Genomic DNA, 22,605 nt, shown 5'->3' with positions numbered 1-22,605 from the left:
CACCCTTCGCGAGGCCCTTGTTCGTTCACCCCAAGTGAAGAATGTGACCCCATGGCAAACCAGGCTAATACCCCCGTCCGTCGCGCACTCATCAGCGTTAGTGATAAATCCGGCATCGTCGAGTTCGGCCGCGCCCTTACCGACCGCGGCATCGAATTGCTCTCCACCGGAGGCACGTTCCGCCTCCTGAAAGAAAACAGCGTTCCCGTTACGGAAGTCTCCGACTACACCGGGTTCCCGGAGATGATGGACGGCCGGGTAAAAACCCTGCATCCGAAAATTCACGGTGGCATTTTAGGCCGCAGAGGCACCGACGACGCCATCATGGGTGAGCACGGTATAAACCCGATTGATATGGTTGTGGTTAACCTCTATCCGTTCGAATCTACCGTCGCTGATCCGGATTGCGACCTTGCAACCGCCATTGAAAACATCGACATCGGCGGCCCAACAATGGTTCGCGCCGCAGCCAAGAACCACAATGATGTAGCCATTGTGGTCAACGCATCTGATTACAGCCGCATTCTGCAAGAGCTGGATGACACTGATGGTCAGCTCACCCATGCCACGCGCTTTGACCTGGCCGTTAAAGCCTTCGAGCACACCGCAGGCTATGACGGCGCTATCGCCAACTACCTGGGTGGCCGCACCGCCGATAACGACAACGCTGATTTCCCCCGCACGTTTAATGCCCAGTATGTAAAAGTGCAGGACATGCGTTACGGTGAAAACCCGCACCAGCGCGCGGCCTTCTATGCCGAGCGCAACCCGAAGGAAGCCAGTGTTGCCACGGCAAAGCAGCTTCAGGGTAAAGAGCTCTCCTATAACAACGTGGCAGATACAGACGCGGCTCTGGAATGCGTCAAACCTTTTGCAGACCCGGCCTGTGTAATCGTCAAGCACGCCAACCCCTGCGGTGTTGCGATCGGTGCGGATATTCTTCAGGCCTATGATCTGGCCTTTGCTACCGACCCCACCTCGGCGTTCGGCGGCATTATTGCCTTTAACCGGGAACTGGATGCAGAAACCGCCAAGACAATTATTGATCGTCAGTTTGTTGAGGTCATCATTGCACCAAGCGTCGCACCAGAAGCGGTAGAACTGGTAGCTACCAAAAAGAACGTGAGGCTACTGGCCTGTGGTGATCTGAATGGTGAACGCGCCCAGTCCATGGACTACAAGCGCGTTACAGGCGGCCTTCTGGTACAGGATCGTGACCTGGGCATGGTGGCTATGGCCGACGTAAAAGTCGTAACCACCCGCCAGCCAACCGAACACGAACTGAACGACCTGCTGTTTGCCTGGGAAGTGGCTAAGTACGTTAAGTCCAATGCCATCGTTTATGCCCGTTCGGGCCGCACCATCGGTGTGGGCGCAGGCCAGATGAGCCGCGTGTACAGTGCCCGCATTGCCGGCATCAAAGCTGCCGATGAGAACCTGGAAGTGAAGGGCTCGGTTATGGCCTCCGATGCGTTTTTCCCGTTCCGGGATGGCATTGATGCGGCCGCCGAAGCTGGCATTACTGCGGTGATCCAACCCGGTGGTTCCATGCGGGATCAGGAAGTCATCGACGCTGCCAACGAACACGGCATCGCTATGGTCTTCACTGGCATGCGCCATTTCCGGCACTGATGACACCACTTTATAACAGCTCTTTTTAAACCTACGGGGCAGTAAGATATGAATATTCTGGTAATCGGCAGTGGCGGGCGCGAACACGCCCTGGCCTGGAAGGCAGCCCAGTCTCCGGGCGTGGGCACAGTGTTTGTAGCACCTGGTAATGCGGGTACTGCTCGCGAGCCGGGCGTTGAGAACGTCAACATAGATGCTCTGGATATTGGAGGCTTAGCCACATTCGCATCCGACAACAACGTAGGTTTGACCATCGTTGGCCCGGAAGCACCGCTGGTTGCCGGTATTGTGGATCTGTTTGAAGAGCGCGGCCTGCGCGTCTTTGGCCCCACGGCCGACGCAGCACAGCTCGAAGGCTCGAAGGCCTTCACCAAAGACTTCCTTGCCCGTCAGAAAATCCCGACAGCCGGCTACGGAAACTTCACCGATATAGATGAAGCTCTGGCATACGTTCGTGAACAGGGCGCACCTATTGTGGTCAAAGCTGACGGCCTGGCCGCCGGCAAAGGCGTTATCGTCGCAATGACCCTTGAAGAGGCAGAAAATGCCATTCGAGACATGCTGGCAGGCAACGCGTTTGGCGAAGCCGGTAGCCGTGTTGTGGTTGAGGAGTTCCTTGAGGGCGAAGAGGCCAGCTTTATTGTAATGGTGGATGGCGAGAATGTTCTGCCTATGGCCACCTCACAAGATCACAAGCGCGTTGGTGACGGCGATACCGGCCCGAATACAGGTGGCATGGGAGCCTATTCTCCGGCGCCTGTGGTAACCCCTGAAGTGCACAAGCGCATTATGGATGAAGTTATCTACCCAACTGTGCGCGGCATGGCTGCTGAAGGCCTTCCTTACAAGGGCTTCCTGTACGCGGGCCTGATGATAGACGCCAACGGAGCCCCGAAGGTTATCGAATTCAACTGCCGTTTTGGCGATCCGGAAACCCAGCCAATCCTGCTGCGCATGAAGTCAGACATTGTTGCGCTCTGCCAGGCGGCTATCGACGGAAAACTGGATGAATGCAGTTCAGACTGGGACGAGCGCGCCGCAGTCGGCATTGTACTGGCCGCAGGCGGGTATCCTGGCGACTACAACAAAGGCGATGTTATTTCCGGGTTGCCGGTAACGGACACCGAAGGTGAGAAGGCGTTTCATGCTGGCACCAGCCTGAGCCAGGATGGTAGCCAAGTGCTTACCAATGGCGGTCGGGTACTCTGCGCAACCGCGCTGGGCCATAGCGTTACGGAAGCTCAACAGAAGGCTTACGCACTCGCGAAAAAAATACACTGGAATGGCGTATTTTATCGCAAGGACATTGCCTATCGTGCGATCGCGCGGGAAGGATCATAACGACGCACTGCATACTGAAGCCCGGCCAATGTCCGGGCTTTTTTATAGAGTAATGTACATGCAGTCGCCCAGCCGGCACAAAATACAAACAACCTGGATTCGCCCCACATGCTGAAAAAATCCCATTTTACTGCCGTTGCTCTGCTTTTATCTGTGATGTTGCTCAGCGCCTGCTCCCGCCAGGGCATCTATGAAACAGCCATTGGCTTTGAGCGCGCCTCTGCCGGCCTTGAAGCAGACAATATCACTGTGGGTGACCTGGAGATCGCGTACCTGCGAAACGCCGAAGCAAACAACGGTGATACCATTGTTCTGGTACACGGTTTTGGCGCGAACAAAGACAATTGGACACGCATCGCCCGAGAGCTCACCGACAGTTTCAATGTCTACGCCATAGACCTTCCAGGCCACGGCGAAAGCAGTAAACCGCTGGATTTGGGATACCGTTTTGAAGAGCAGGTCGCCCACCTAGCCGGTATTCTTGAAGCCTTGGGCATCAACGAGATGCATATGATGGGCAACTCCATGGGCGGCGGCATTACCGCCCTTTACACCGCCACCCACCCAGAACAAATTAAATCAGCGGTGCTGTTCGACCCCGCGGGCATCCTGGATTATGAAAACGAAATGGTGGGCATGGTGCTCGCAGGCGACAACCCGCTTATACCCGGCAAGCCTGGAGATTTCGATCGCCTGATGGATTTTGCACTTGAAAAAAGGCCTTTTGTTCCCTGGCCGATTCTGGGTGTTATGGAAGAAAAAGCCATCGCCAATCAAGAAGTGAACCAAGTAATCTTTGCCGCCATAAAAGAAGTTGGCTTTACCCCGGATTTCCGCAATGCCATTGAACGCATAGAATCCCCCGTTCTCATAGTGTGGGGTAAAGAAGACCGCATACTTGACTACCGCAATGGCGCTGTCTTTCAGAAGGCGATTCCCGGCTCACAGCTTGAGATACTGGAAGGCATTGGTCACGCGCCAATGATCGAGGCACCCGAAGAATCTGCACGTCTGTTCCTTGAATTCGCCAAACCCTTCATATCAAAAGCCGACTAAGTCAATTGGGCAAGAGGTTGTGCCGTTATTGTCTTCAACGGTTGGGGAAAACAAGGTAGCCTTACACGGAAGCTAATTTTTCCCTTAAAGAACCTCCCATGCCTGAAGCTATCTGGATTTCTTTTGCATTCGGCCTTGGCCTTCTGATCAAGTCTGTCGGCCTGCCACCACTGGTAGGCTATCTGGCAGCCGGCTTTGTGCTCAGTGGCCTTGCCTCCAGTCCATCTATTGGCATTTCTGCAGAACCCACAGCGGTACTGGCGCATATAGCTCACCTGGGCGTTCTGCTCATGCTGTTCACCGTGGGCCTCAAGCTTAAACTCAAATCGGTTATCAGCCCGGAAGTCATAGGCGGCAGTCTTCTGCACTTTGCCATCACCTGCTTCGTGTTTACCCCCGGCCTCTATCTGCTGATGGACGTAAGCTGGTACGTAGCATTTATGCTGGCTGTTGCCCTGTCTTTCTCATCGACTGTGTTGGCCGCGAAGGTACTGGAAAACAAGCGCGAACTAAGGGCCTTTCACGGCCGGGTATCCATCGGCATTCTGATCATGCAGGATTTGATCGCACTGCTGGTAATGAGCCTGGCGGCAGGCCAGACACCTTCAGAATGGGCATTGATTGTCTTTGGTTTACCACTGCTAAGGCCGCTGCTATACAAACTGCTGGATGCCAGTGGGCACGATGAATTGTTGGTTCTTCTGGGGTTGCTGCTCGCTCTGGTTATCGGCGGTTTGGGCTTTCAGTCCGTCGGGCTTAGCTCAGAACTGGGCGCTCTGGTATTCGGTGCTATTCTTGCCAACCATCCTCGTAGCCAGGAGCTGGCAAAGTCTCTCTGGAGCGTGAAGGAAATCTTCCTGGTTGGCTTCTTTCTGCAAATCGGCATAGGCGGCCTGCCCGATACCAACGCCATTATTTTTGCCGTGGTGGCCGCTCTGGTGCTGCCCATAAAGGGCATGCTGTTCTTTTTCCTGATGTTGCTGTTCCGCCTGCGCGCCCGCAGTGGCTTTCTTACCGCACTGGCACTCACCAACTACAGTGAGTTCGGGCTGATCGTTGCCAGTATTGCGCTGCCGGAGTGGCTGGTGCCTTTGGCCATTACAGTTGCCCTCTCTTTCCTTATCTCTGCACCACTGAACCGGCTTGCTCACCCACTGTATGACCGGCTGAGTAATCGACTTGTACCCTTCGAGAGCAAACAACGTCACCCTGATGAATTGCCCATCTCTTTAGGTGACACCCGGGTTCTTGTGATGGGCATGGGGCGTACAGGCACAGCGGCTTATGACTGGCTGAAAATCTCAGAGGCAAGGTTGATGGGGCTGGATTCTGACCTTGCAAAAGTGATGCGGCACCAGAAAGAGGGGCGGAACGTAGTTTATGCCGACGCTGAAGATAAAACCTTTTGGGAAGCACTACACATGCCTTCGCTGGACGCTGTCATTCTTGCCATGAGCGATATAGAAGCAAAGCTGATCGCTGCAAAAAAATTACGGAAATATGGTTTTACTGGCTACATTGTTGCCCATTCCATGTTCGAAGACGAAGCCAGGAGCATTTGCGAAGCCGGCGCTGACGAGGCCTATCTCACCATGAGTGAGACAGGTGTGGCTCTGGCCAGTCATCTTCTTGAACGCTCCCCGGGCACCATGCCCGCGCCGGTTTCAGACAAGGCGAGCTGAGGCCTGCTTCAGCTCAAGGCACAGGTCCGGAAGCCCGTGTATACATCGTTTCTCTGCGGCAGGTACGCCTGACGGTAGGTACCACGAATGAGACTGGATGACGTGGCACAACTGCCTCCACGGCTGACCTTGTGATCCCCGAACTGAAGCGTGGACATGAATGGGTACATGTCGATGCGAAAGCCGTCGTAGGGGAGAAATTGACTACTGGTCCACTCCCATAGGGTGCCGATCATCTGCCGGCAGCCGAAAGGACTGGCGCCATCAGGATAATCCGCCACCGGGTTCTGGGCCATGCCGCTCGCGTTCATATCAGCGCGCCTGGAATCCGGCAGTTCATTACCCCAGGGGAATTTACGAAATTCCTCACCGCTGCGATTGCCAAGCGCCGCCACTTCCCACTCCTGCTCTGTAGGCAACCGCCGCCCCGCCCAATGGCAATAGGCTTCGGCCTCCCAATAAGTCACATGGGAAACTGGCGCATCGGGGTTCAGAGGTTGCCATTTATCGAACAGACGCTCTCGCCACCGGCCTTCGAAGAGGCGCCAATAAACCGGATGCTTTGGCGTTTGCAGCATTGGTTCTGGCAAGCCCTGAGCCAGCGCCATATCAACTTCCGTTCGCAGCCATTTCTGACCACCAAAGGACCAGAGCTCGGGCCTTTGGTAACCGCCGTCTTCAACAAACCCCATAAACTCATAATTGCTCACCAGGCACCTGGATATCGCAAACTCATTCAGGCTCACAACATGGCGAGGCTTTTCGGCATCGAACGCAAAATCCTCCGTTGCGTAGTGCCCGGAATCTCCCGGCATGCCTATCAGCCAATCGCCGGCTGGAACCAAGGCATCCGATTGCTTTGGGTTGGCAGACATCTCACCCGGCGCCGGGCGCTCAAAGGTTGCCCCGGGTGGTAACGCGTACCCAACAGTCTGGCGGCACCATACCAACGACTCTATGTGCATATTCTGGTGATAGATGGCGTAGCGAAACAGGTAGACCTCCTGATCGCTCAGTTGTGCTTGTTCAATGCGCTGGGCCATTTTTTCGTACACATGGTCGAAGTAGGCCAGGGTCTTTTCAAGGCCGGGAAACATGTCCCGGCGCCACCGATCCGGATGATCAATATGAAACGAGTCCCACAGATCGTCCATGGAAGGGTCAAAACTGGCGTCGCCGTCCAGAAGATTGAACACAAACACTTCATAGAAAAAAACGGCATGGCCCATTTCCCACAGTGGTGGATTAACACCTGGGTGATATGGCACATCAAGCTGTTGTTCGCCCAGCGATGTAATGAGCTCCCGCGTTCGCTTTCGCGTGTTCTCAAGCTCTGCCAGCAATTCAGCTTTGTGCATTGGCTTTGCCTCCATCATGATTCCTCAAGCTTGTTTCGTTTTCACAGGATCAGGTCCAGACCAGCATAATCATTGGCACGGCAACAATGGTTACTATGATTGTCAGGGGCAATCCCAGGCGCCAGTAGTCGCCAAATTCGTAGCCCCCCGGCTCCATTACCAGCGCGTTGGACTGGTGCCCTATTGGTGTCATGAACGCACACGAGGCACCAACCGCAACCGCCATCAAAACGGCATCAGATGGCATCTGTAATTCGCTGGCCAGGCTCAGGGCAATCGGCGCAACCACAATAGCGGCGGCGGCATTATTTACTACGTTGGATAACAGTGTTGTGCCCACCAGTATCATGGCCAGCACCGAAGCAGTCGACAGATTTTCACCCAGCACCAGCATTTGTGACGCTATCAAAGCTGCTCCGCCGGTGGATTCCATCGCCTGGCCGACCGGTATCATGGCCGCGAGCAGAACGATCACAGACCAGTCAATCGCCTTGTAGGCTTCAGAAGCAGACATCAACTTCACCAGAACCATTGCCACGGCACCCGCAACCAGAGCAACGGGGGCAGATAGCAGGCCGGCCACGATAACTGCAATACTGACGAGAAAGATGCCGGAAGCCATCGCAGTGTTGCGGGGAGAGCCAAGCTTTAACCCTCGCTCAGCCAGTGGCAGGCAACCTAGCTCTGCCAGGGTGCCACTCAGCGAATCCTCAAAGCCCTGCACCAGCAATATGTCACCCGCATTGAACCTGATGTCACCAATGCGCCGCTTGAGCCGTTGCCCCAGCCGCGCTACGGCAACAATGTTGAGCTGGTTACGCTCCCGCAATCTCAGCCGGTTAGCGGTTTGCCCCACCAGAGAAGACTCCGGGGCGATAACGGCTTCCACCAGATACAGCTCGCCTTTGTCTATCCGGGCTGCTGCCTTTTCATCGTCTTTTTCAACGTTCTTGCCATTACCCTCGCTGGCATCGCCAATGACTTTATCTTTGCTTTTTTCAGCGTCGTCTGCGCCTTCATCTTCAACAGCCTGATTCGCCAGTTCAAGCTTCGTTTTGTCGAGAAACACCTGCAAACTGGAGGTGTCGGCTTCTACAAGCAGCACATCCCCCTCACGCAGGATTTTATAGGTAGACGGAACTGCCTGTAACTTCTCATCGCGAATCAGGGCGAGAACAACAATGTCTGCTTCATCTTCTGCTGCTGCCAAAAGGCTGTGCAACGTTGAGCCCGCATGGTTTGAGTCTTTCGGCAGACGAAGCTCTGTCAGATATTCGCCAACGCTGAACAGCTTGGCATTCGCAGAAGCCTCCTCCCTGCGCGGGGTAAGACGCCAGCCAATCAGGGTAATAAAGACGATCCCGGCCAGCGTAATTGCTACACCGACAGGTGCAAAATCAAACAACCCGAAGTTTCCGCTCTCACGATACGAAGCAATGATGATATTGGGCGGTGTACCAATAAGGGTCATGGTGCCGCCTAATAATGACCCGAAGGCCAGAGGCATCAACAGCAGTGAAGGCGAACGCCCTGCTTCCCGGGACATCCAGATGGCTACCGGCATCAATAACGCCAGCGCGCCTACGTTGTTAATAAAGCCGGAGCAAAGCGCCACTACGCTGGTCAGCGTGAGTACCTGAAGTGTAGGCCGGTGGCCAATTTTTCCCAGTAGACGCGCAATGTTGTCCACCACACCGCCATTCACCAGCCCCTGGCTGATCACAAGAACAGCAGCCACCGTAATCACGGCGGGATGACCAAACCCCGCAAACAACTCTTCGGTGGGAACCAGTCCGGATATGGCAACCGCAAGCAGGGCAAGCATAGCCACCACATCAAAACGGATGCGGTTCCACACAAACATGGCGAGGGTGATTCCGAGTACCGCAAACACAATGCCTTGCTCGATACTCAAGGGGCGAACTCCTGTTAATGGATGATCAACAGAATATAACAAAGCCCAAAACAAAAACCCCGCTAACTGTTTCCAGTTGCGGGGTTTTGTACTCCCGGGACACGCCCGGGAGTGAGGGTGCTATAACCCTGCTACAAACTGTTCTCTTAGAACTGGTTCATAGTGTTGTCGGCACCACCGGCTTTCAGCGCAGCATCACCTGCGAAGAATTCCTTGTGGTCATCACCGATGTTAGATCCAGCCATATCCTGGTGCTTAACAGTAGCGATGCCCTGACGGATCTCTTCACGCTGTACGCCTTTAACATAGGCCAGCATGCCTTCAGCACCGAAGTAGCCTTTGGCCAGGTTGTCGGTAGACAGAGCCGCAGTGTGGTAAGTCGGCAGAGTGATCAAGTGGTGGAATACACCCGCTTCACGTGCAGCGTCGCGCTGGAAGTTAGCAGTCCACTCATCAGCCAGCTTGCCCAGCTCAGTGTTGTCGTATTCTGCGCTCATCAGCTTGGCGCGGTCGTAAGCAGATACATCCTTGCCTTCTTCCTGCATGGCGTCGAACACCTGCTGACGGAAGTTCAGAGTCCAGTTGAAGGACGGGCTGTTGTTGTAAACCAGCTTGGCATCGGGAACAACTTCCTTGATGCGGTTTACCATGGCAGCGATCTGACCAACGTGAGGCTTTTCAGTCTCGATCCACAGCATGTCTGCACCGTTCTGCAGGCTAGTGATGCAGTCCAGAACAACACGATCTTCACCAGAACCTTCTTTGAACTGGAACAGGCCAGAAGCCAGACGCTTGGGCTTCAGCAGCTTGCCGTTAGACTTGATTACAACGTCGCCGTTCTCGATCTGGGAAGCATCTTCGATGTACTCGCCATCGATGAAGCTGTTGTACTGGTCACCCAGGTCACCCGGCTCGTTGGTTACAGCGATTTGCTTGGTCAGGCCAGCACCCAGAGAGTCGGTACGAGCAACGATAACACCGTCATCCACACCCAGCTCAAGGAACGCCAGGCGAACAGCGTTGATCTTGGACAGGAAGTCGGCGTGAGGAACGGTTACTTTACCGTCCTGGTGTCCACACTGCTTCTCGTCAGAAACCTGGTTTTCGATCTGGATGCAGCAAGCACCCGCTTCGATCATCTTCTTGGCCAGCAGGTAAGTTGCTTCGTCGTTACCGAAACCAGCGTCGATGTCAGCAATGATCGGTACAACGTGAGTTTCGTGGTTGTCGATCTGCTTGACCAGCTCAGCAGCCTTGGCGCTGTCGCCAGCTTTTTCAGCAGCTTCCAGATCACGGAACAAGTGGTTCAGTTCCCATGCATCAGCCTGACGCAGGAAGGTGTACAGCTCTTCAATCAGACCAGGAACAGCAGTCTTCTCGTGCATGGACTGGTCAGGCAGTGGGCCAAACTCAGAACGCAGAGCAGCAACCATCCAGCCAGACAGGTACAGGTAGCGACGCTTGGTGTTACCGAAGTGCTTCTTGATAGCAATCATCTTCTGCTGGCCGATAAAGCCATGCCAGCAACCCAGAGACTGGGTGTACTTGGAAGAGTCGGCGTCGTAAGCAGCCATATCTTCACGCATGATCTTCGCGGTGTACTTGGCGATGTCCAGACCAGTCTTGAATTTGTTCTGGGCGCGCATGCGAGCAGCGTGCTTAGGGTTAATCGCGTGCCAGGTCGGGTTTTGCTTCACGATGGAAGCAATAGTATCGACGTCTTGTGCGTATGGCATGGTCTCGATCCTTTGTGTGTTGATGAAGGGGGTTAATGATTTGAGCCCGGGCAAAACACCGAGCTGGTTGTCAGCGTTGGCAGTACTTTAATGGCCCAGAACTTATAATTGAAATTTATATGATGTATTTTCAGCATTTATCTTATGAATGCTCAGCATAACTGCTTTATCGAACAAGGTTTCAGGACTGGCACAGCACAACCAGCCGATCCCCAGGCTGCAACTCAAGATATTGCCTGCGCGGAGGATTCAGGAGCAGATGCCTGCCGCGGGCATCTGCGGTAGCACGAAAAACTCCAAGCGCCACTTCACCCTCAGCTGCCAGCACCTTTTCCAGCACATGGAAGTCGGCACTCGCTGGCAGCGGATAGTCATCAGGATTGCTGAACCTGATTTCACCGCCGCCTACTGTAAACAGCTCGTCCAGTACCGCTCTGAGTTCCCGGCGCAAAGCCACCTGCGCCAGAATGTGGCTAAGTATCATCGGGCTGATGAGCACCTCACTCTGGTGACCGTACAGCAGTTGGCGATTGTCCGGATCGCTAAGCTCCATAATCAGCTGCGGGCGCCCGGGCGACTCTGCCAGTATGTCTTCAAGCTGGAGATAGCCCACCATGGTCCGTGCATCGGCCTCTTCCCCAGAGGCCAATCGATCACTACTGAGAAGTATAATCGTGTCGTAGCTCGCAGGGTTGATCCGGCGCAATTCATCCTCAACCATATAGTCGGCTTCGATATGGCTGTACGTATCAAGAAGCTTGTGTTTTTCATAACGGCTGAGCGCTTGCTCACGTTCAGACACTGGCACAACAGAAACAAGATCCAGCAGGGGTTGCCCGGGGCCATAACTGGCGAACTCGGCCATCAGGCTGGGCACCCTGCGATTCCAACCAAGCAACAGAATACGATGCCCCTCCAGCCCTTCGCCGCGCACAGAGCGTTTCGCTTCTCCACGGGTTATACGGGGTAATGCCTCGGCTTTTGGATCCGCATCTGTTTCGGAATAATCCCGGGCCATCATAACGACCCTGTCCTCAGCTTCTATGCAAGTATCAGAAGGAGCAGCCAAACGGATATCCCACCCCTGCTCACTGCTACGAAGCAACCCAAGAATGATTACGTTCGGGCGCTCAGCGGCCAACTCACCAAGAGACAGACCCGCCACTGTTTCCCCACCGCGAACATAAATCTCGTTACCTTCACCCGCTGTGAGCAGTTCGTTATAAATTTCAGACAGGCCGGGATGCAGCACATTTTGCACCATAAGACGGCTTATAGTCGCATTGCCTGCGACCACCTCAATAGGCCCGGGATAAGCCCTCTCAACCACTGGAAGCTTGCGGATATCCTGAATCTCGGCCACTACAAATGGCAGGGGTGCCTGGTACTGTCTGGCCTGGGCGGCAATCGACAACAAGGCTTTAACGGTTTCCACATCCGAGGTTATCAAGCTTCCCGCTGCATACACGGCACTGGGCACAATCACCGCTGCTGCATCAAGGCAGGCGACCCGGTGCAAGGCATCCGGCTGAATGGCGGAGCCGGAACGCAGGATTATCTGCCGGGCGCGGCGCCCGATGCCGGGTTCATTACGCAGTTCATGGACCTGTTCCGCAGAAGCCTCTTCCGATAGCACCACCAGATTAAGCTTCTGGGTGTCATGTTTTTCCAGGAATCGGCGCATACGCCCGGATGAGCCCAGCAGCTCGGACAGCAAAGGTAGCGTTTGGCTGGTCCAGCCCAGCACGACCACGTGCTTTTTCAGGGTAACTGGCGTAAGCCCACGCTCAAGCTCTGCCATTTTGGCAATCAGCCAGCGGGTAAGAATGGCCACCAGAGTGCCCATGAACACCACATAACCGCTGATGGTCAGGAGCGTTGAAACAAACCGCTGCCAGGTGCCCACATCGTCACCCAGATAACCAGGGTCCGTCAGGCGCAGAAATGCCCACCAGACAGCGGACCCCGGATCGTCGAAGTCACCGCCTTGAGGGACAACCAGAAGGCCGCCAATCAACGAAATCAAACCGATGAAAACACCCACCACCAACAGCTGAAAGCCCGCCCCCTTTACGAGCTGCCGTTCAACAATAAACTTCACTCTGTCGACAACGCGAAACGGCAACATGGCGTTTTTTTTCATCTCTGGGCTCCGGTGAGCGTTGGGGCCTGCTTAGCCATAGATGACAAAGGCAGCGCAAGGGCCTCTCGTAATGTGGGCGCAAACTGCAACACGCCTTCCACTGGCCCGAGGCCACTCCGCGCGAGCGCTCGCTGGGGCTGGGATTGCAGGTCGGCAATTACAATACGAGTACCGTCTTTCTGGCAGGTTGCAATCAGTTTGTTGAGGGCAGACAGGCCACCAGCATCCAGAACGGTAACCCCATCCATATACAGAATGATTCCCTCAACGTTGCGGGACAGCTCCGCAAGCTCGCCAAAAATACGGTCCGCCGCTGCGAAAAACAGCGGGCCATTGATTTTAAACACCCGCCATCCTGCAGGCAGGTTTTCATCACTGACCCGCTTACCGGTAGTGATGTCTGTAACCTTGGTCATCTCTGCCATTTCACGCATGAATAGCACCGCTGCCAGCAGAACGCCGGTGGTAATGGCAATAACCATGTCCAGTGCCACAGTGAGGGAAAAACAGGTGAGGAAGACCCACACATCGCTGCGTGGCGCTGTTTTCAGCAGGCGCACCGCCTTGGGTGCTTCGCTCATATTCCAGGCCACCATAATCAACAGGGCTGCCATGGCAGGCATGGGTAAATAGGCCAGAATGCCCGCCAGCGATACCAGGGCCAGCAGCACGACAATGGCATGAATCATGGCGGCAACCGGGGATTCGGCACCTGCACGGTAATTGGCCGCAGAGCGTGCAATGGCGGCTGTTGCAGTAATGCCCCCAAAAAACGGCACAATAATATTACCCAACCCCTGCCCCATCAGTTCGCTGTTGGCACTGTGTCGTTTGCCGGTCATGCCATCGAGCACTACAGCACAGAGCAGGGATTCGATTGCGCCGAGCATGGCAATGGCAAAGGCTGCCGGTAAGAGTTCCCGCACCATGCTCCAGGAAAATCCGAGGGCGTTACCACTGGCATCCGCCTGCTGCCAAGGCCAGGCAAATTCCGGCAAAAACGGCGGGATGCCTGCACCCGTGCCACCACCAGGCAACAAATAGCTGAAGCGCGACCCAATCGTATCCACTGAGGCACCATTGGCGTTTAACCATATGGCAAGCAGACTACCCACAATCACAGCTGGCAGGTGCGGCGGAACCGGGGTTCTGAGCCGTGGCCAGATCAGCATGATCGCAAGCGTAACCAAGGCCACCAAAGCGCTCATGCTATCCAGCGCAGGAAAGCTCTGCGCCAGCACCGCCAGCTTGTCCCAATAGTGCTCCGGCATGCTCTCAACAGACAAACCAAAAAAGTCATTCACCTGCAGAGTTGCAATCACCACGGCAATGCCGCTGGTAAAACCAAGGGTGACCGACTCAGGAATGTATTCGATGAAACGTCCCAGCCGCATGAGTGCCATAATGACCAACAGCACACCCGACATCAGCGTGGCGAGCAAAAGCCCTCCGAGACCATAGGTTTGAGCGATAGGATAAAGAATAACCACAAACGCCGCCGTGGGGCCCGAAACGCTGAACCGGCTACCACCGGTAAGGGCAATTATAAAACCGGCAATGAACGCTGTATAAAGACCATACTGAGGCGCAACGCCACTGGCGATCGCCAACGCCATGGCCAGTGGAATTGCAATAATGCCCACGGTAACGCCAGCCATAAGGTCCCGCAGGAACCGGCGGCTGTTGTACGGCTGGTCAATGCAGGCTTCCCGGAAGGCATGGGCAAGCCGGAGAGAAAAAAGATGGGCGCGATGGGGCATACTGGCCTCGTGTCTGGGAATACATACAAGTAGCGAGGCCTTACATCATATATAATTTTTCAATGAAAAGTTTGTTCATCACTGCACTGGCACTACTAACAGGCACCCTGGCTGGGTGTGCCACCGCATTCCATTCCAGTGAAAGCAACACAGGCGCGAGACCAGAAACCCTTTACGAGGCTCAGCTGGTAGACGCCAACAGTGGCACGCAGCTGAGCGTGGATGCGCTCGCTCAAAGGCTTGCCCATACGGATATAGTCGTTATTGGCGAGTACCACGGCCACCAGGCTGCCCATCTGCTGCAATCCCGGATTCAGGCAGCGCTTTATCGCCAGCATCCTCTGCAGGTGTTGTCCATGGAACAGTTCAACCTGGACAGCCAAGCTGCCGTTGATGCCTACCTCAGTGGCAAAACCGGCGAAACCGAGTTCATTGAAGACAGCGGAGCCTGGGATAATTACCGTGCTTCCTACCGCCCACTGGTGGAGTTTGCCCGGCAGCATGGCCTGCCCGTAGTGGCGGCTAACGCCCCCGCCGCTATTGTGCGTTGCGTCGGCCGTACAGGACCGGACTACCTGAACAAGCTGCCAGCCAACGAACGCGCACAGTTACCCAGCGATGCATTTTTGGACACCCCCGCCTACCGGGAAAAATTCAATGCGGCTATTAACAGCAGCCACAGCGCAGCAAACGACGCCATGAGCGAGCGAATGCACAACACCTATCAAGCCCAGTTGTTGCGCGACAACACCATGGCCAACCGAATACTGGACGCCCGCAAAGCACACCCCAACGCACAGATTATTCACACCACCGGCACCTTCCACAGTGAAGAGCGTCTGGGAACCGTTGCACTTCTCAGGCAACGGGCACCAAGTATTTCAGTCGCGGTGATTTCACCGGTAGTATGGCCAGCGGATGCCGGCAAGATGCCTCTGCAGAAAAACCGGGATAAAGGCGACTACCTCTACTTCATCCAGCCGTTGCCGCAGGAGTTCCTTGACGAAGATCGCGAACACAAAGCGATGTCTGCAAGGTTCCGGCGCCCCAATAACGATACTTGCCAGGGAGATTCCCCATGAAAATCATTGCTGCCCTGATTCTGGGTGTTAGTGCCGTTATTTCAGCCTCAATGATCAGCAGCGGCCTCACAGACCTGCGCACCGGCGATCGCTATGTCACCGTGAAGGGTGTGGCGGAACGGGAAGTGAATGCTGACCTGGCCTTATGGCCGATTCGATTTGTGGCCACCGGGGCCAGCCTCAGCGAGGCCCAGGAAAAAGCCCGAAACAGCCGCAACGCCATCATGGCATTCCTGAAGCTGCAGGCCATCGGTGACAACTCAGTGGAATTGCAGCGCCTTGATGTAACCGACACCCGCGCCAACCCATACCAGGACAACAATAACGAACAGAAATTCATCGTCAGCCAGACTCTGATGGTGCGCAGCAACGACATTCAAAAGATACGCCAGGCCGCACAGGGCGTGAGCGAACTGGTGGATTCCGGCGTGGTGCTGTCTTCAGACTACGGCCCAAGTGGCCCAACCTATCTGTTCAACGGACTGAACGACATCAAGCCCGCCATGATTGCAGAAGCAACAGCGTCCGCCCGCGAAGCTGCCAGCCAGTTTGCCGAAGATGCAAAAACCGAGCTGGGCGATCTTCGCAGGGCCAATCAGGGCGTATTCCAGATACTGGCCAGGGATCAGGCTCCAGGGGTATCTGAGCAACAGCACCCGGTAAAGACCGTGCGGGTGGTTTCTACCGTTGAGTATTATTTGCGGTAGCTTACACACGGACCAGCTGGAAGATCGCATGGCTCGGTGTTATTGCAAGAATGAAGATGTCACGCGATTACATAGCTGGAAAGCCTGGATGCGTATAAGGCGTTGTTATTAAGGTTATTTTTTGCGGCAGCCAGAAAGAGACTGAGTGAATTGTGGAAGTCACGTTTGTGACGTGAAAGTTACTTCCACCTAACCACTGTTATGCTCAAAGGAGATACGGAAGTCATGTACCTATCGGCCGACGACATCGAGCAGCTTGAGGGTGTCGAGAAGCAGCATTTTTTGAACCCCGAGGCTCAGCGAATCAACAAGTCTCTTGGTGATGCCGTGGGGCTCCGTAATCTGGGTGTCCACCAGATATTCGTGCCCGCCGGCCATTACTCGACCGAATACCATGTGCATCATTACGAAGAAGAGTGCATCTATATTTTGTCGGGAAGCGGTGTTGCTACGCTAGGAGATCAGCAGCAGCGTATCGGCCCTGGAGATTTCATTGGCTGTCCTATCAATGGCAAAGCCCACGATATGTTCAACGATGGTACTGAGCCGTTGGTTTGTCTGGTTATCGGCCAGCGTCTTGAGCAGGATGTGACCGATTATCCTAAGCTAGGCAAGCGGTTGTCGCGCAATAGCGGTGAATGGACAGTAGTGGAGCATGCCGCTATCACCACAGTCCAACGAAAAAAGGCATAACCAGGCAGTCAACCGGACGCCAAAAAAGCAGGCTTTTTTGGTTCCCTTCGCTGCGCTCCGGCGCCGGTTACTTTCGCGTTATGTGGTGCCAACCATGTTAATATCGCGGGTTTTGAACAAGGTTTAACCACAGGTAGCCAGGAAGCTACTTTTTACTGAAAGGAACTCTTACCATGAGCAATCTGATTGCCGCCTGCGTTGGCGACATGCACGTTTGCCCGATCAAAGGGCACGGCTCTTCCCCCATCATGCCGAACGGCTCCAGCATCCTCGTTGAAGGCAAACCGATTGCCCGAGTGGGTGATGTCACCGGTTGCGGCGCTGTCATTACCCAGGGCTATCCATTGGCGTTGGCCGATGGTATGCCTGTGGCGTACCTTGGCAGCCCGACCAGTCATGGTGGTTCCATTGTCAGTGGTAATCAGCGAATAATACTTGGCGTTGCCACCACCACCGCACCGGTTGTGGACTTCGCCATGGCTGGCGCACTGGATGATAAAGGCCAGCTTACCCCTGCCGCCAAAGAGCTGCTGGACAAAGACCCACAGGAATTTGTTCGCAAGGCTGCCCAGAAAGGTGCCTTGATTGATGAGGGTCTACCAGAGCAGTCACAGGATCATGCCTCCGAAGAAGAGGAGCGTTCTAAAGTCCGGGTAGAGGCTGGCATCTTTTTCGATGGCACTGGCAATAATCGCGATAATACCCAAAGCTATCAGCGGCAGATGGATGAATGCCTCACAGCTAATGCAGCCGGGGCCATCTCCGAAGACGAGTGCAGTGCCGAACTGTCGCAGGTGATGGAAGGCAGTTATCTCAATGCGGAAACCAATGTCTCCAAACTGGAAAACCTTTACCAGCGTGAAGGAGGCCAAAGTGAGACCGGCGAAAGGGTCTACCGGCTATCAACTTATGTATCGGGAGTTGGGACTAAGTCCGGCGAGCCCGACGACGGTCCGAGTATGGGGCTTGGATTGGGCGAACAAGGCATACTGAAGAAAATCGAAGAAGGCAGCAATGATTTAGCCGTTAGTTTCAAACGTGCTGTGGACGCGTCGGTTGACGAGCTAATACTTGACGTTTTTGGCTTTAGCCGTGGCGCGGCCACCGCCCGGCATTTTGTTAGCCGGGAGGTGCGGGATACAACGGGCTCCTTATACGGTGAATACAAAGGGGCTTTAGTCAGAGCATTTGAGCGGCAGGGCATCCCATGGCCCAAGAAAGTTACCGTTCGCTTTGTCGGCCTTTTCGATACTGTTGCAGGGATTGCCGATATCGGCAATCTCGACTTATCTGCTCATGATGCAGAAACCGGCCGTATCAACGTCAACCTACGGCCGAAGGATGCCGAACGGGTCGTTCAGTTTGCCGCACGGGATGAGCGCCGCCACAACTTCTCACTCAACAGCCTCCGGAGTGAGTCCGGCAACTTGCCGGACCACTTCAGCGAATGGGTGCTTCCGGGTGTTCACTCCGATATTGGCGGCGGTTATCCGGATCGCTTTCGAGAACGGGTTGAAGTTCGTCCGCCCTTGGTTGTCAAAGGAAAAGATCGTCGGAATCCCGAAGCCAGTTTTGAATTCTCCCGTATGTTGCAGGAACGTGCGCTGATCAAAAACGAGGGTTGGATTGGGCCACTGAACCCACTCGCCACACTTGAGATTGAACAGGAACGCCCACCCGGCTTGCCCGGCGGTGACATAACACTTCGCCTTTGGTTGGACCGCGAAGTTCGCGGTGAATACTCCCGTATTCCGCTGTATCTGATGCACAAGTTGGCGGTGGATGCTGGTGTGCCATTCGATCCTATACCCACGGAAAATCCTCAGCTGGTTTTGCCGCCGGAACTTATGACTATCGCCAGAAACCTCGCAGCTCATGTCTGGCATGGCGGGCCGCTACTGCTGAGCCCAGAATCCAAAGCGTTGCTAAAACAACGATATATTCACCATTCCGATCATTACCTGAAGCTTGGCCCGTTGTACCCGTTCAAGCCCGGCAAGTATGGCCGCCGAACCGTCCATCCGAATAAGGGGCAATGGTCAGAGGGGGAATATCATGAGTATTAAGACGCTTGCTATTAGCTTCTGTGTCCTGGCGCTGCTGGGGTGTTCGGATCAGAGTGAGTCGGAAGTGACTGCGTATGGCCCCAATTCTAATTATCGGAGTATCGGGGTAGTTGCCCCGGAACACTACGATGTCTGGGTGGATAAATTTTTTATCGAGTCGCTGTCAGAAGATATCGGGTGGCGTCGTCCCTTTGGGATCGTCACTTGTTGCTGGAAAAGCCCTCCGCTATCACGCGCAGAGTGGCAGACAACCCCCGAGTTGTTCCTTATTCGATGGTTTTCGTTCGCGGAGCAACAATCCTATGAGGCTGTTATCAGATTGGAAAACGCCGCTGAAATTGTGGAAAAGATGAAAGAGCCGGCACCGTATGAAAGATATGGTAAAACAATGCTTGAGCCTAGAGACACATTAGTTCTTGGCCTGGCACCGGGAGGAACGGTGGTCCTCTGGATCATGAATGTTGGGAAAAATGCAATTGAGGTGGGGCGCTATTCGGCTCGAAAAATAGAAACACACCCCGAGCATTACCGTGAGATCACCGAACGATATAAACGCGACAGTCAGGAGTATATATATGAGCACGGTATACCAGTGGATGACTGGTAGCTGTCGTGATTAGAAATTGGGAGCAAGTCACCACATAACCAAGCCATGCACCGGATGCCAAACCCTCCGCTTCGCTACGGTTTTGTCACCGGTGATGGCGGGCGTTATGGTCATTTCTATGAATACCAAACTCGTATCAAGTTTTCTTATTTTTACACCGGCGCTTGCGATCGCTCGGCCTCCAGCCGGTGACTTCGCTAATCCAATAGCTGGTGTGATTCTGCTGGGTGTAATTCTGATGTGCGTGGGACATTGGCTGAAAGGCGCAGTAGAAAATCCCTTCGGTGCATTCCGCGTAATTTTGGCGTGTTTCGTAGCCCTTTTCATTGGGATCGGGATACCAATGTCTCTCATAAAGTTTGACTTTGATCCTGGTGCTTGGGTTATACCCATTTGGCTTGGGGCATGGGTTGTTGCCTACAAAGTTGGTATTTTTATCGCTGGCGTCAGTGATGACGAAAAGCAACCTTAACCAGTTGTTGTAGTTCGTTCCGGGCCTCCGGCCCTACACCGGACGCACATTTCGCTGCGCTGCATGAGCGCCGCTAAACCAGAGCGTTAGGCCCTAAGGAAAACCATGCCATTAAATCATACATCACAGTATGCTGAACTCACCGACGAGCACTTCACTGCGATCGGAAAAATTGTTGTAGAGTGGTCGAATATAGAATTCCTTTTAGGTCTTCTTCTTTCTAGGTTGCTGATAACACCGGAGTTTCTTGCTAGGTCATATACAGATCATATGAGCGCAGTGAAACTCCAAGAAGCCATTAAAGAGGGTGTAGAAATTCATAAACAGCGCTATGGCTGCAAACTAATCGATGAGGTTGAGCTAGAGAAAATAATAAATCTCAATAATCGTGTCACGGCATTAAGGTCAACTCGCAATAAATTTGCTCATTTTTGCTGGAGCCGAAGCACTGATGAAAAAATATTTGGTACAAATTTATCCGGAGGTGTACCAAGTAGTAAAAAACATAAGAAAAGCTATATCACTTTTACTGTTGCAGAGTTATCCAGGTTCCATCAAGAAGCACGTATGCTAGTGGATGAACTGTCATCACTGGTTAAATCCCTGCCAGAGATGGAGGAAGATGGCCTAACAAGTAAAGTCACCGGACGCTGGACTTCCCCCACTTCAGTGGACACGCATCGATAACTCCGCCACAGGAGAAGTACGATGCCGAAAATGATCACGGGGAAGAAGACCCAACGCTATAGCGTCGAGTTCAAAGTCAAAGCGGTGGAATGGAGCTACCAGGCGCACCGGAGCGTAAAAGGCGTAGCGGAAGCGCTGGATATTCACCCATTCATGCTGTCACGCTGGCGAAAGGAATACCGAGAGGGAAAGTTCGCCATGAAACGGGTCAAGAAAGCGCCACCGGGTGCCAAAGAGCTGATGAAGGAGCGGGATGAGATCAATCGCCTGAAACGCCAGATAGCGGAGCTTCAAGCGGAGGGTGGCAGAGGCCTTCCTGTCTGGTCGTCAGCAGAAAAAGCAGAAGTGTTCGCCGAGAACTTGAGCCAAAAAGGGTTGTCCCCGGTGTTCGTGCCGGTGAGCAACTTCCTGGGTGCTGCCTGGCTGGGTTCATCGAGCCTACAAATCGTCGATGTTTTGGCTTCGCCCAGCTATGGGCAAGAGCCTCTCACCTACACAGCCGAGGACCTCCGTGCCAGACTCAAAACGTAACAAGGCAATCAAATTCGTTCCGGCCCTGATGGGCACCTCACTGTGTCTGAACCATCTCATCCGTCACCTTGTACTCACCCACTAGCCACCGCAGAATTTCAGTGGCTGCCGGGTGATCGTAGGCATCGTATGTGCGCAGCAGGCTTTGCCGCTTTTCCTCGCTGATTCGCCCAAGCCCTGCATCCTGAAGCACCAGCAAATCACTGTGAAGCTGCTCTGCCAATTCCCTGCCCAGCACTTCTTTGGCAGCGCTGAAAAACGCATGTCCGTACTGGTATTCAGAACCCTGACGATAAGAATCTGCCAGAGTTATGGCAGGAATTCTGGTTAACGTGGGCTGAAGCGCCGGGTTGATGCCATGGCCGGAAATATAGGCACCATTAGCCGCCGGGCGACCTGTAAACCCTCGCAGGTGAAGGTGCTGCGACATGCGGTCGCCGTCGTTTACCGGGTAGTTGTCCCAGAGCACGGGTTTGCGTCCGAGCTGTTCATTCACACGTTTGAGATGCCCAGGGGAGATTTCTCTGGAACAAACTTCCTCTCCTGTCCAGAAAACCTGGATGTCATGATGCAGCAGGCGGCCAAGGGTTTCCAGATAGCCGGGCGGGCGTTCACCGAACACCCGATCCAGCACCGGATCATCTGAATAGTAGCTGGGGCATATTGAGAGGATACGAGCCTGAGTGCGCTCCCGAATCCAGTGCATGATCTCTACTTGAGTTTCGGCAAGCCCCGGGGTGTCGGAGTGCATGTCGTCAAACAGTATGGCCAGTTCATCAATCCCGATACGGTCAAGCTGTTCGAGCTTCACGGCCAGTGCGCTGCGGGCGTCATCATCAAAGTTATTGAAGATTTCGAAGGGGCTCAGGCCAATACCAAACCGCAGGCCTTGTTTACGGCAAAACCGACCAAACTCCGCTAATTCTGAAACTATTTCCGGCGGGTGAGGCTCTTGCCAGCGCCGGCGCAGAAAGGCGTCGGCCTTGGGTGCATAAAGATAAAAGCCGTATCCATGGGGCGCAAGCGCGCGAACCAGCTGCTGTCGCTCTTGCCAGTTCCATACTGGCCCGTAAAAGCCTTCGATAATGCCAAGTGTTGTACCCATGGCGCTCTCCCTATCAGCTCGGTGTGTTAACA

The 22,605-nt window shown here is 54.3% G+C and carries 18 protein-coding genes; 12 read left to right on the top strand and 6 right to left on the bottom strand.

Annotation, left to right across the window (positions count from 1 at the left end; genetic code table 11):
• The first annotated feature begins 51 nt into the window (after positions 1-51).
• From purH to RKA07_RS13520, 4 genes are all read left to right on the top strand, one after another.
• Positions 52-1,632 carry a bifunctional phosphoribosylaminoimidazolecarboxamide formyltransferase/IMP cyclohydrolase gene (gene purH, locus RKA07_RS13535; protein ID WP_200369729.1) on the top strand — a complete coding sequence of 527 codons (1,581 nt, stop codon included), beginning with the start codon at positions 52-54 and terminating at the stop codon, positions 1,630-1,632.
• Positions 1,633-1,680: 48 nt separating this feature from the next.
• Positions 1,681-2,973 carry a phosphoribosylamine--glycine ligase gene (gene purD, locus RKA07_RS13530; protein ID WP_200369730.1) on the top strand — a complete coding sequence of 431 codons (1,293 nt, stop codon included), beginning with the start codon at positions 1,681-1,683 and terminating at the stop codon, positions 2,971-2,973.
• A gap of 108 nt (positions 2,974-3,081) precedes the next feature.
• The gene (locus RKA07_RS13525) at positions 3,082-4,029 is read left to right on the top strand and encodes an alpha/beta fold hydrolase (protein WP_200369731.1); all 948 of its coding nucleotides are present in this window, start codon (positions 3,082-3,084) and stop codon (positions 4,027-4,029) included.
• A gap of 98 nt (positions 4,030-4,127) precedes the next feature.
• Complete coding sequence (locus RKA07_RS13520) at positions 4,128-5,711, top strand: cation:proton antiporter family protein (RefSeq protein ID WP_200369732.1); 1,584 nt, start codon at positions 4,128-4,130, stop codon at positions 5,709-5,711.
• An 8-nt stretch (positions 5,712-5,719) separates the two neighbouring features.
• On the opposite strand, the gene senA is transcribed toward RKA07_RS13520, so the two are convergent.
• The 5 genes from senA to dauA form a co-directional block, all read right to left on the bottom strand.
• Complete coding sequence (gene senA / locus RKA07_RS13515) at positions 5,720-7,069, bottom strand: selenoneine synthase SenA (protein ID WP_310966554.1); 1,350 nt, start codon at positions 7,067-7,069, stop codon at positions 5,720-5,722.
• Positions 7,070-7,118: 49 nt separating this feature from the next.
• Positions 7,119-8,984 (bottom strand): SLC13 family permease, encoded by a 1,866-nt coding sequence (locus RKA07_RS13510; protein ID WP_310966553.1) that lies wholly within the window; start codon positions 8,982-8,984, stop codon positions 7,119-7,121.
• A gap of 146 nt (positions 8,985-9,130) precedes the next feature.
• Positions 9,131-10,720, bottom strand: a complete 1,590-nt coding sequence (locus RKA07_RS13505) for an isocitrate lyase (protein ID WP_200202173.1) — start codon at positions 10,718-10,720, stop codon at positions 9,131-9,133.
• A 181-nt stretch (positions 10,721-10,901) separates the two neighbouring features.
• Positions 10,902-12,848 carry a CASTOR/POLLUX-related putative ion channel gene (locus RKA07_RS13500; protein WP_200369935.1) on the bottom strand — a complete coding sequence of 649 codons (1,947 nt, stop codon included), beginning with the start codon at positions 12,846-12,848 and terminating at the stop codon, positions 10,902-10,904.
• An 11-nt stretch (positions 12,849-12,859) separates the two neighbouring features.
• The gene (dauA, locus tag RKA07_RS13495) at positions 12,860-14,623 is read right to left on the bottom strand and encodes a C4-dicarboxylic acid transporter DauA (protein WP_310966552.1); all 1,764 of its coding nucleotides are present in this window, start codon (positions 14,621-14,623) and stop codon (positions 12,860-12,862) included.
• Between the two features lie 62 nt (positions 14,624-14,685).
• On the opposite strand from dauA, the gene RKA07_RS13490 reads away from it, so the two are divergent.
• From RKA07_RS13490 to RKA07_RS13455, 8 genes are all read left to right on the top strand, one after another.
• A complete protein-coding gene (locus tag RKA07_RS13490) occupies positions 14,686-15,705 on the top strand; it encodes a ChaN family lipoprotein (RefSeq protein ID WP_310966551.1) in 1,020 nt (339 codons plus the stop codon).
• Complete coding sequence (locus RKA07_RS13485) at positions 15,702-16,412, top strand: SIMPL domain-containing protein (RefSeq protein ID WP_310966550.1); 711 nt, start codon at positions 15,702-15,704, stop codon at positions 16,410-16,412. The genes RKA07_RS13490 and RKA07_RS13485 overlap by 4 nt, the downstream gene beginning before the upstream one ends.
• A 225-nt stretch (positions 16,413-16,637) precedes the next feature.
• Complete coding sequence (locus RKA07_RS13480) at positions 16,638-17,105, top strand: cupin domain-containing protein (protein WP_310966549.1); 468 nt, start codon at positions 16,638-16,640, stop codon at positions 17,103-17,105.
• Between the two features lie 173 nt (positions 17,106-17,278).
• Positions 17,279-19,171 (top strand): type VI secretion system family protein, encoded by a 1,893-nt coding sequence (locus RKA07_RS13475; protein WP_310966548.1) that lies wholly within the window; start codon positions 17,279-17,281, stop codon positions 19,169-19,171.
• Positions 19,161-19,778 (top strand): DUF2931 family protein, encoded by a 618-nt coding sequence (locus RKA07_RS13470; RefSeq protein ID WP_310966547.1) that lies wholly within the window; start codon positions 19,161-19,163, stop codon positions 19,776-19,778. Before RKA07_RS13475 ends, RKA07_RS13470 begins: the two co-directional genes overlap by 11 nt.
• A gap of 118 nt (positions 19,779-19,896) precedes the next feature.
• Positions 19,897-20,250 carry a hypothetical protein gene (locus RKA07_RS13465; protein ID WP_310966546.1) on the top strand — a complete coding sequence of 118 codons (354 nt, stop codon included), beginning with the start codon at positions 19,897-19,899 and terminating at the stop codon, positions 20,248-20,250.
• A gap of 105 nt (positions 20,251-20,355) precedes the next feature.
• Positions 20,356-20,937, top strand: coding sequence for a hypothetical protein (locus RKA07_RS13460; RefSeq protein ID WP_310966545.1), 582 nt, complete (start codon positions 20,356-20,358; stop codon positions 20,935-20,937).
• A 21-nt stretch (positions 20,938-20,958) separates the two neighbouring features.
• Positions 20,959-21,468, top strand: a complete 510-nt coding sequence (locus tag RKA07_RS13455; protein WP_310966544.1) for a transposase — start codon at positions 20,959-20,961, stop codon at positions 21,466-21,468.
• A gap of 37 nt (positions 21,469-21,505) precedes the next feature.
• Here the strand turns inward: RKA07_RS13455 and RKA07_RS13450 are convergent, their stop codons facing one another.
• Positions 21,506-22,573: a beta-N-acetylglucosaminidase domain-containing protein gene (locus RKA07_RS13450; RefSeq protein ID WP_310966542.1), complete on the bottom strand. Its 1,068-nt coding sequence runs from the start codon at positions 22,571-22,573 to the stop codon at positions 21,506-21,508.
• Positions 22,574-22,605 lie beyond the last annotated feature (32 nt).

The organism is Marinobacter xiaoshiensis, from assembly GCF_031631795.1.
Classification (GTDB): Bacteria; Pseudomonadota; Gammaproteobacteria; order Pseudomonadales; family Oleiphilaceae; genus Marinobacter; species Marinobacter xiaoshiensis.
Note: the sequence above shows the minus strand (reverse complement) of the source record. Positions and strands in the feature narration are given on the sequence as shown.

What these genes read in the sequence shown, in the direction of transcription:
- RKA07_RS13465 (WP_310966546.1), top strand. Translation starts at nt 19,897, where the DNA reads ATGAATACCAAACTCGTATCAAGTTTTCTTATTTTTACACCGGCGCTT.
- RKA07_RS13525 (WP_200369731.1), top strand. Translation starts at nt 3,082, where the DNA reads ATGCTGAAAAAATCCCATTTTACTGCCGTTGCTCTGCTTTTATCTGTG.
- RKA07_RS13460 (WP_310966545.1), top strand. Translation starts at nt 20,356, where the DNA reads ATGCCATTAAATCATACATCACAGTATGCTGAACTCACCGACGAGCAC.
- purD (WP_200369730.1), top strand. Translation starts at nt 1,681, where the DNA reads ATGAATATTCTGGTAATCGGCAGTGGCGGGCGCGAACACGCCCTGGCC.
- RKA07_RS13520 (WP_200369732.1), top strand. Translation starts at nt 4,128, where the DNA reads ATGCCTGAAGCTATCTGGATTTCTTTTGCATTCGGCCTTGGCCTTCTG.
- purH (WP_200369729.1), top strand. Translation starts at nt 52, where the DNA reads ATGGCAAACCAGGCTAATACCCCCGTCCGTCGCGCACTCATCAGCGTT.
- RKA07_RS13490 (WP_310966551.1), top strand. Translation starts at nt 14,686, where the DNA reads ATGAAAAGTTTGTTCATCACTGCACTGGCACTACTAACAGGCACCCTG.
- RKA07_RS13455 (WP_310966544.1), top strand. Translation starts at nt 20,959, where the DNA reads ATGCCGAAAATGATCACGGGGAAGAAGACCCAACGCTATAGCGTCGAG.
- dauA (WP_310966552.1), bottom strand. Translation starts at nt 14,623, where the DNA reads ATGCCCCATCGCGCCCATCTTTTTTCTCTCCGGCTTGCCCATGCCTTC.
- RKA07_RS13505 (WP_200202173.1), bottom strand. Translation starts at nt 10,720, where the DNA reads ATGCCATACGCACAAGACGTCGATACTATTGCTTCCATCGTGAAGCAA.
- RKA07_RS13500 (WP_200369935.1), bottom strand. Translation starts at nt 12,848, where the DNA reads ATGTTGCCGTTTCGCGTTGTCGACAGAGTGAAGTTTATTGTTGAACGG.
- RKA07_RS13450 (WP_310966542.1), bottom strand. Translation starts at nt 22,573, where the DNA reads ATGGGTACAACACTTGGCATTATCGAAGGCTTTTACGGGCCAGTATGG.
- RKA07_RS13475 (WP_310966548.1), top strand. Translation starts at nt 17,279, where the DNA reads ATGAGCAATCTGATTGCCGCCTGCGTTGGCGACATGCACGTTTGCCCG.
- RKA07_RS13470 (WP_310966547.1), top strand. Translation starts at nt 19,161, where the DNA reads ATGAGTATTAAGACGCTTGCTATTAGCTTCTGTGTCCTGGCGCTGCTG.
- RKA07_RS13485 (WP_310966550.1), top strand. Translation starts at nt 15,702, where the DNA reads ATGAAAATCATTGCTGCCCTGATTCTGGGTGTTAGTGCCGTTATTTCA.
- RKA07_RS13480 (WP_310966549.1), top strand. Translation starts at nt 16,638, where the DNA reads ATGTACCTATCGGCCGACGACATCGAGCAGCTTGAGGGTGTCGAGAAG.
- senA (WP_310966554.1), bottom strand. Translation starts at nt 7,069, where the DNA reads ATGCACAAAGCTGAATTGCTGGCAGAGCTTGAGAACACGCGAAAGCGA.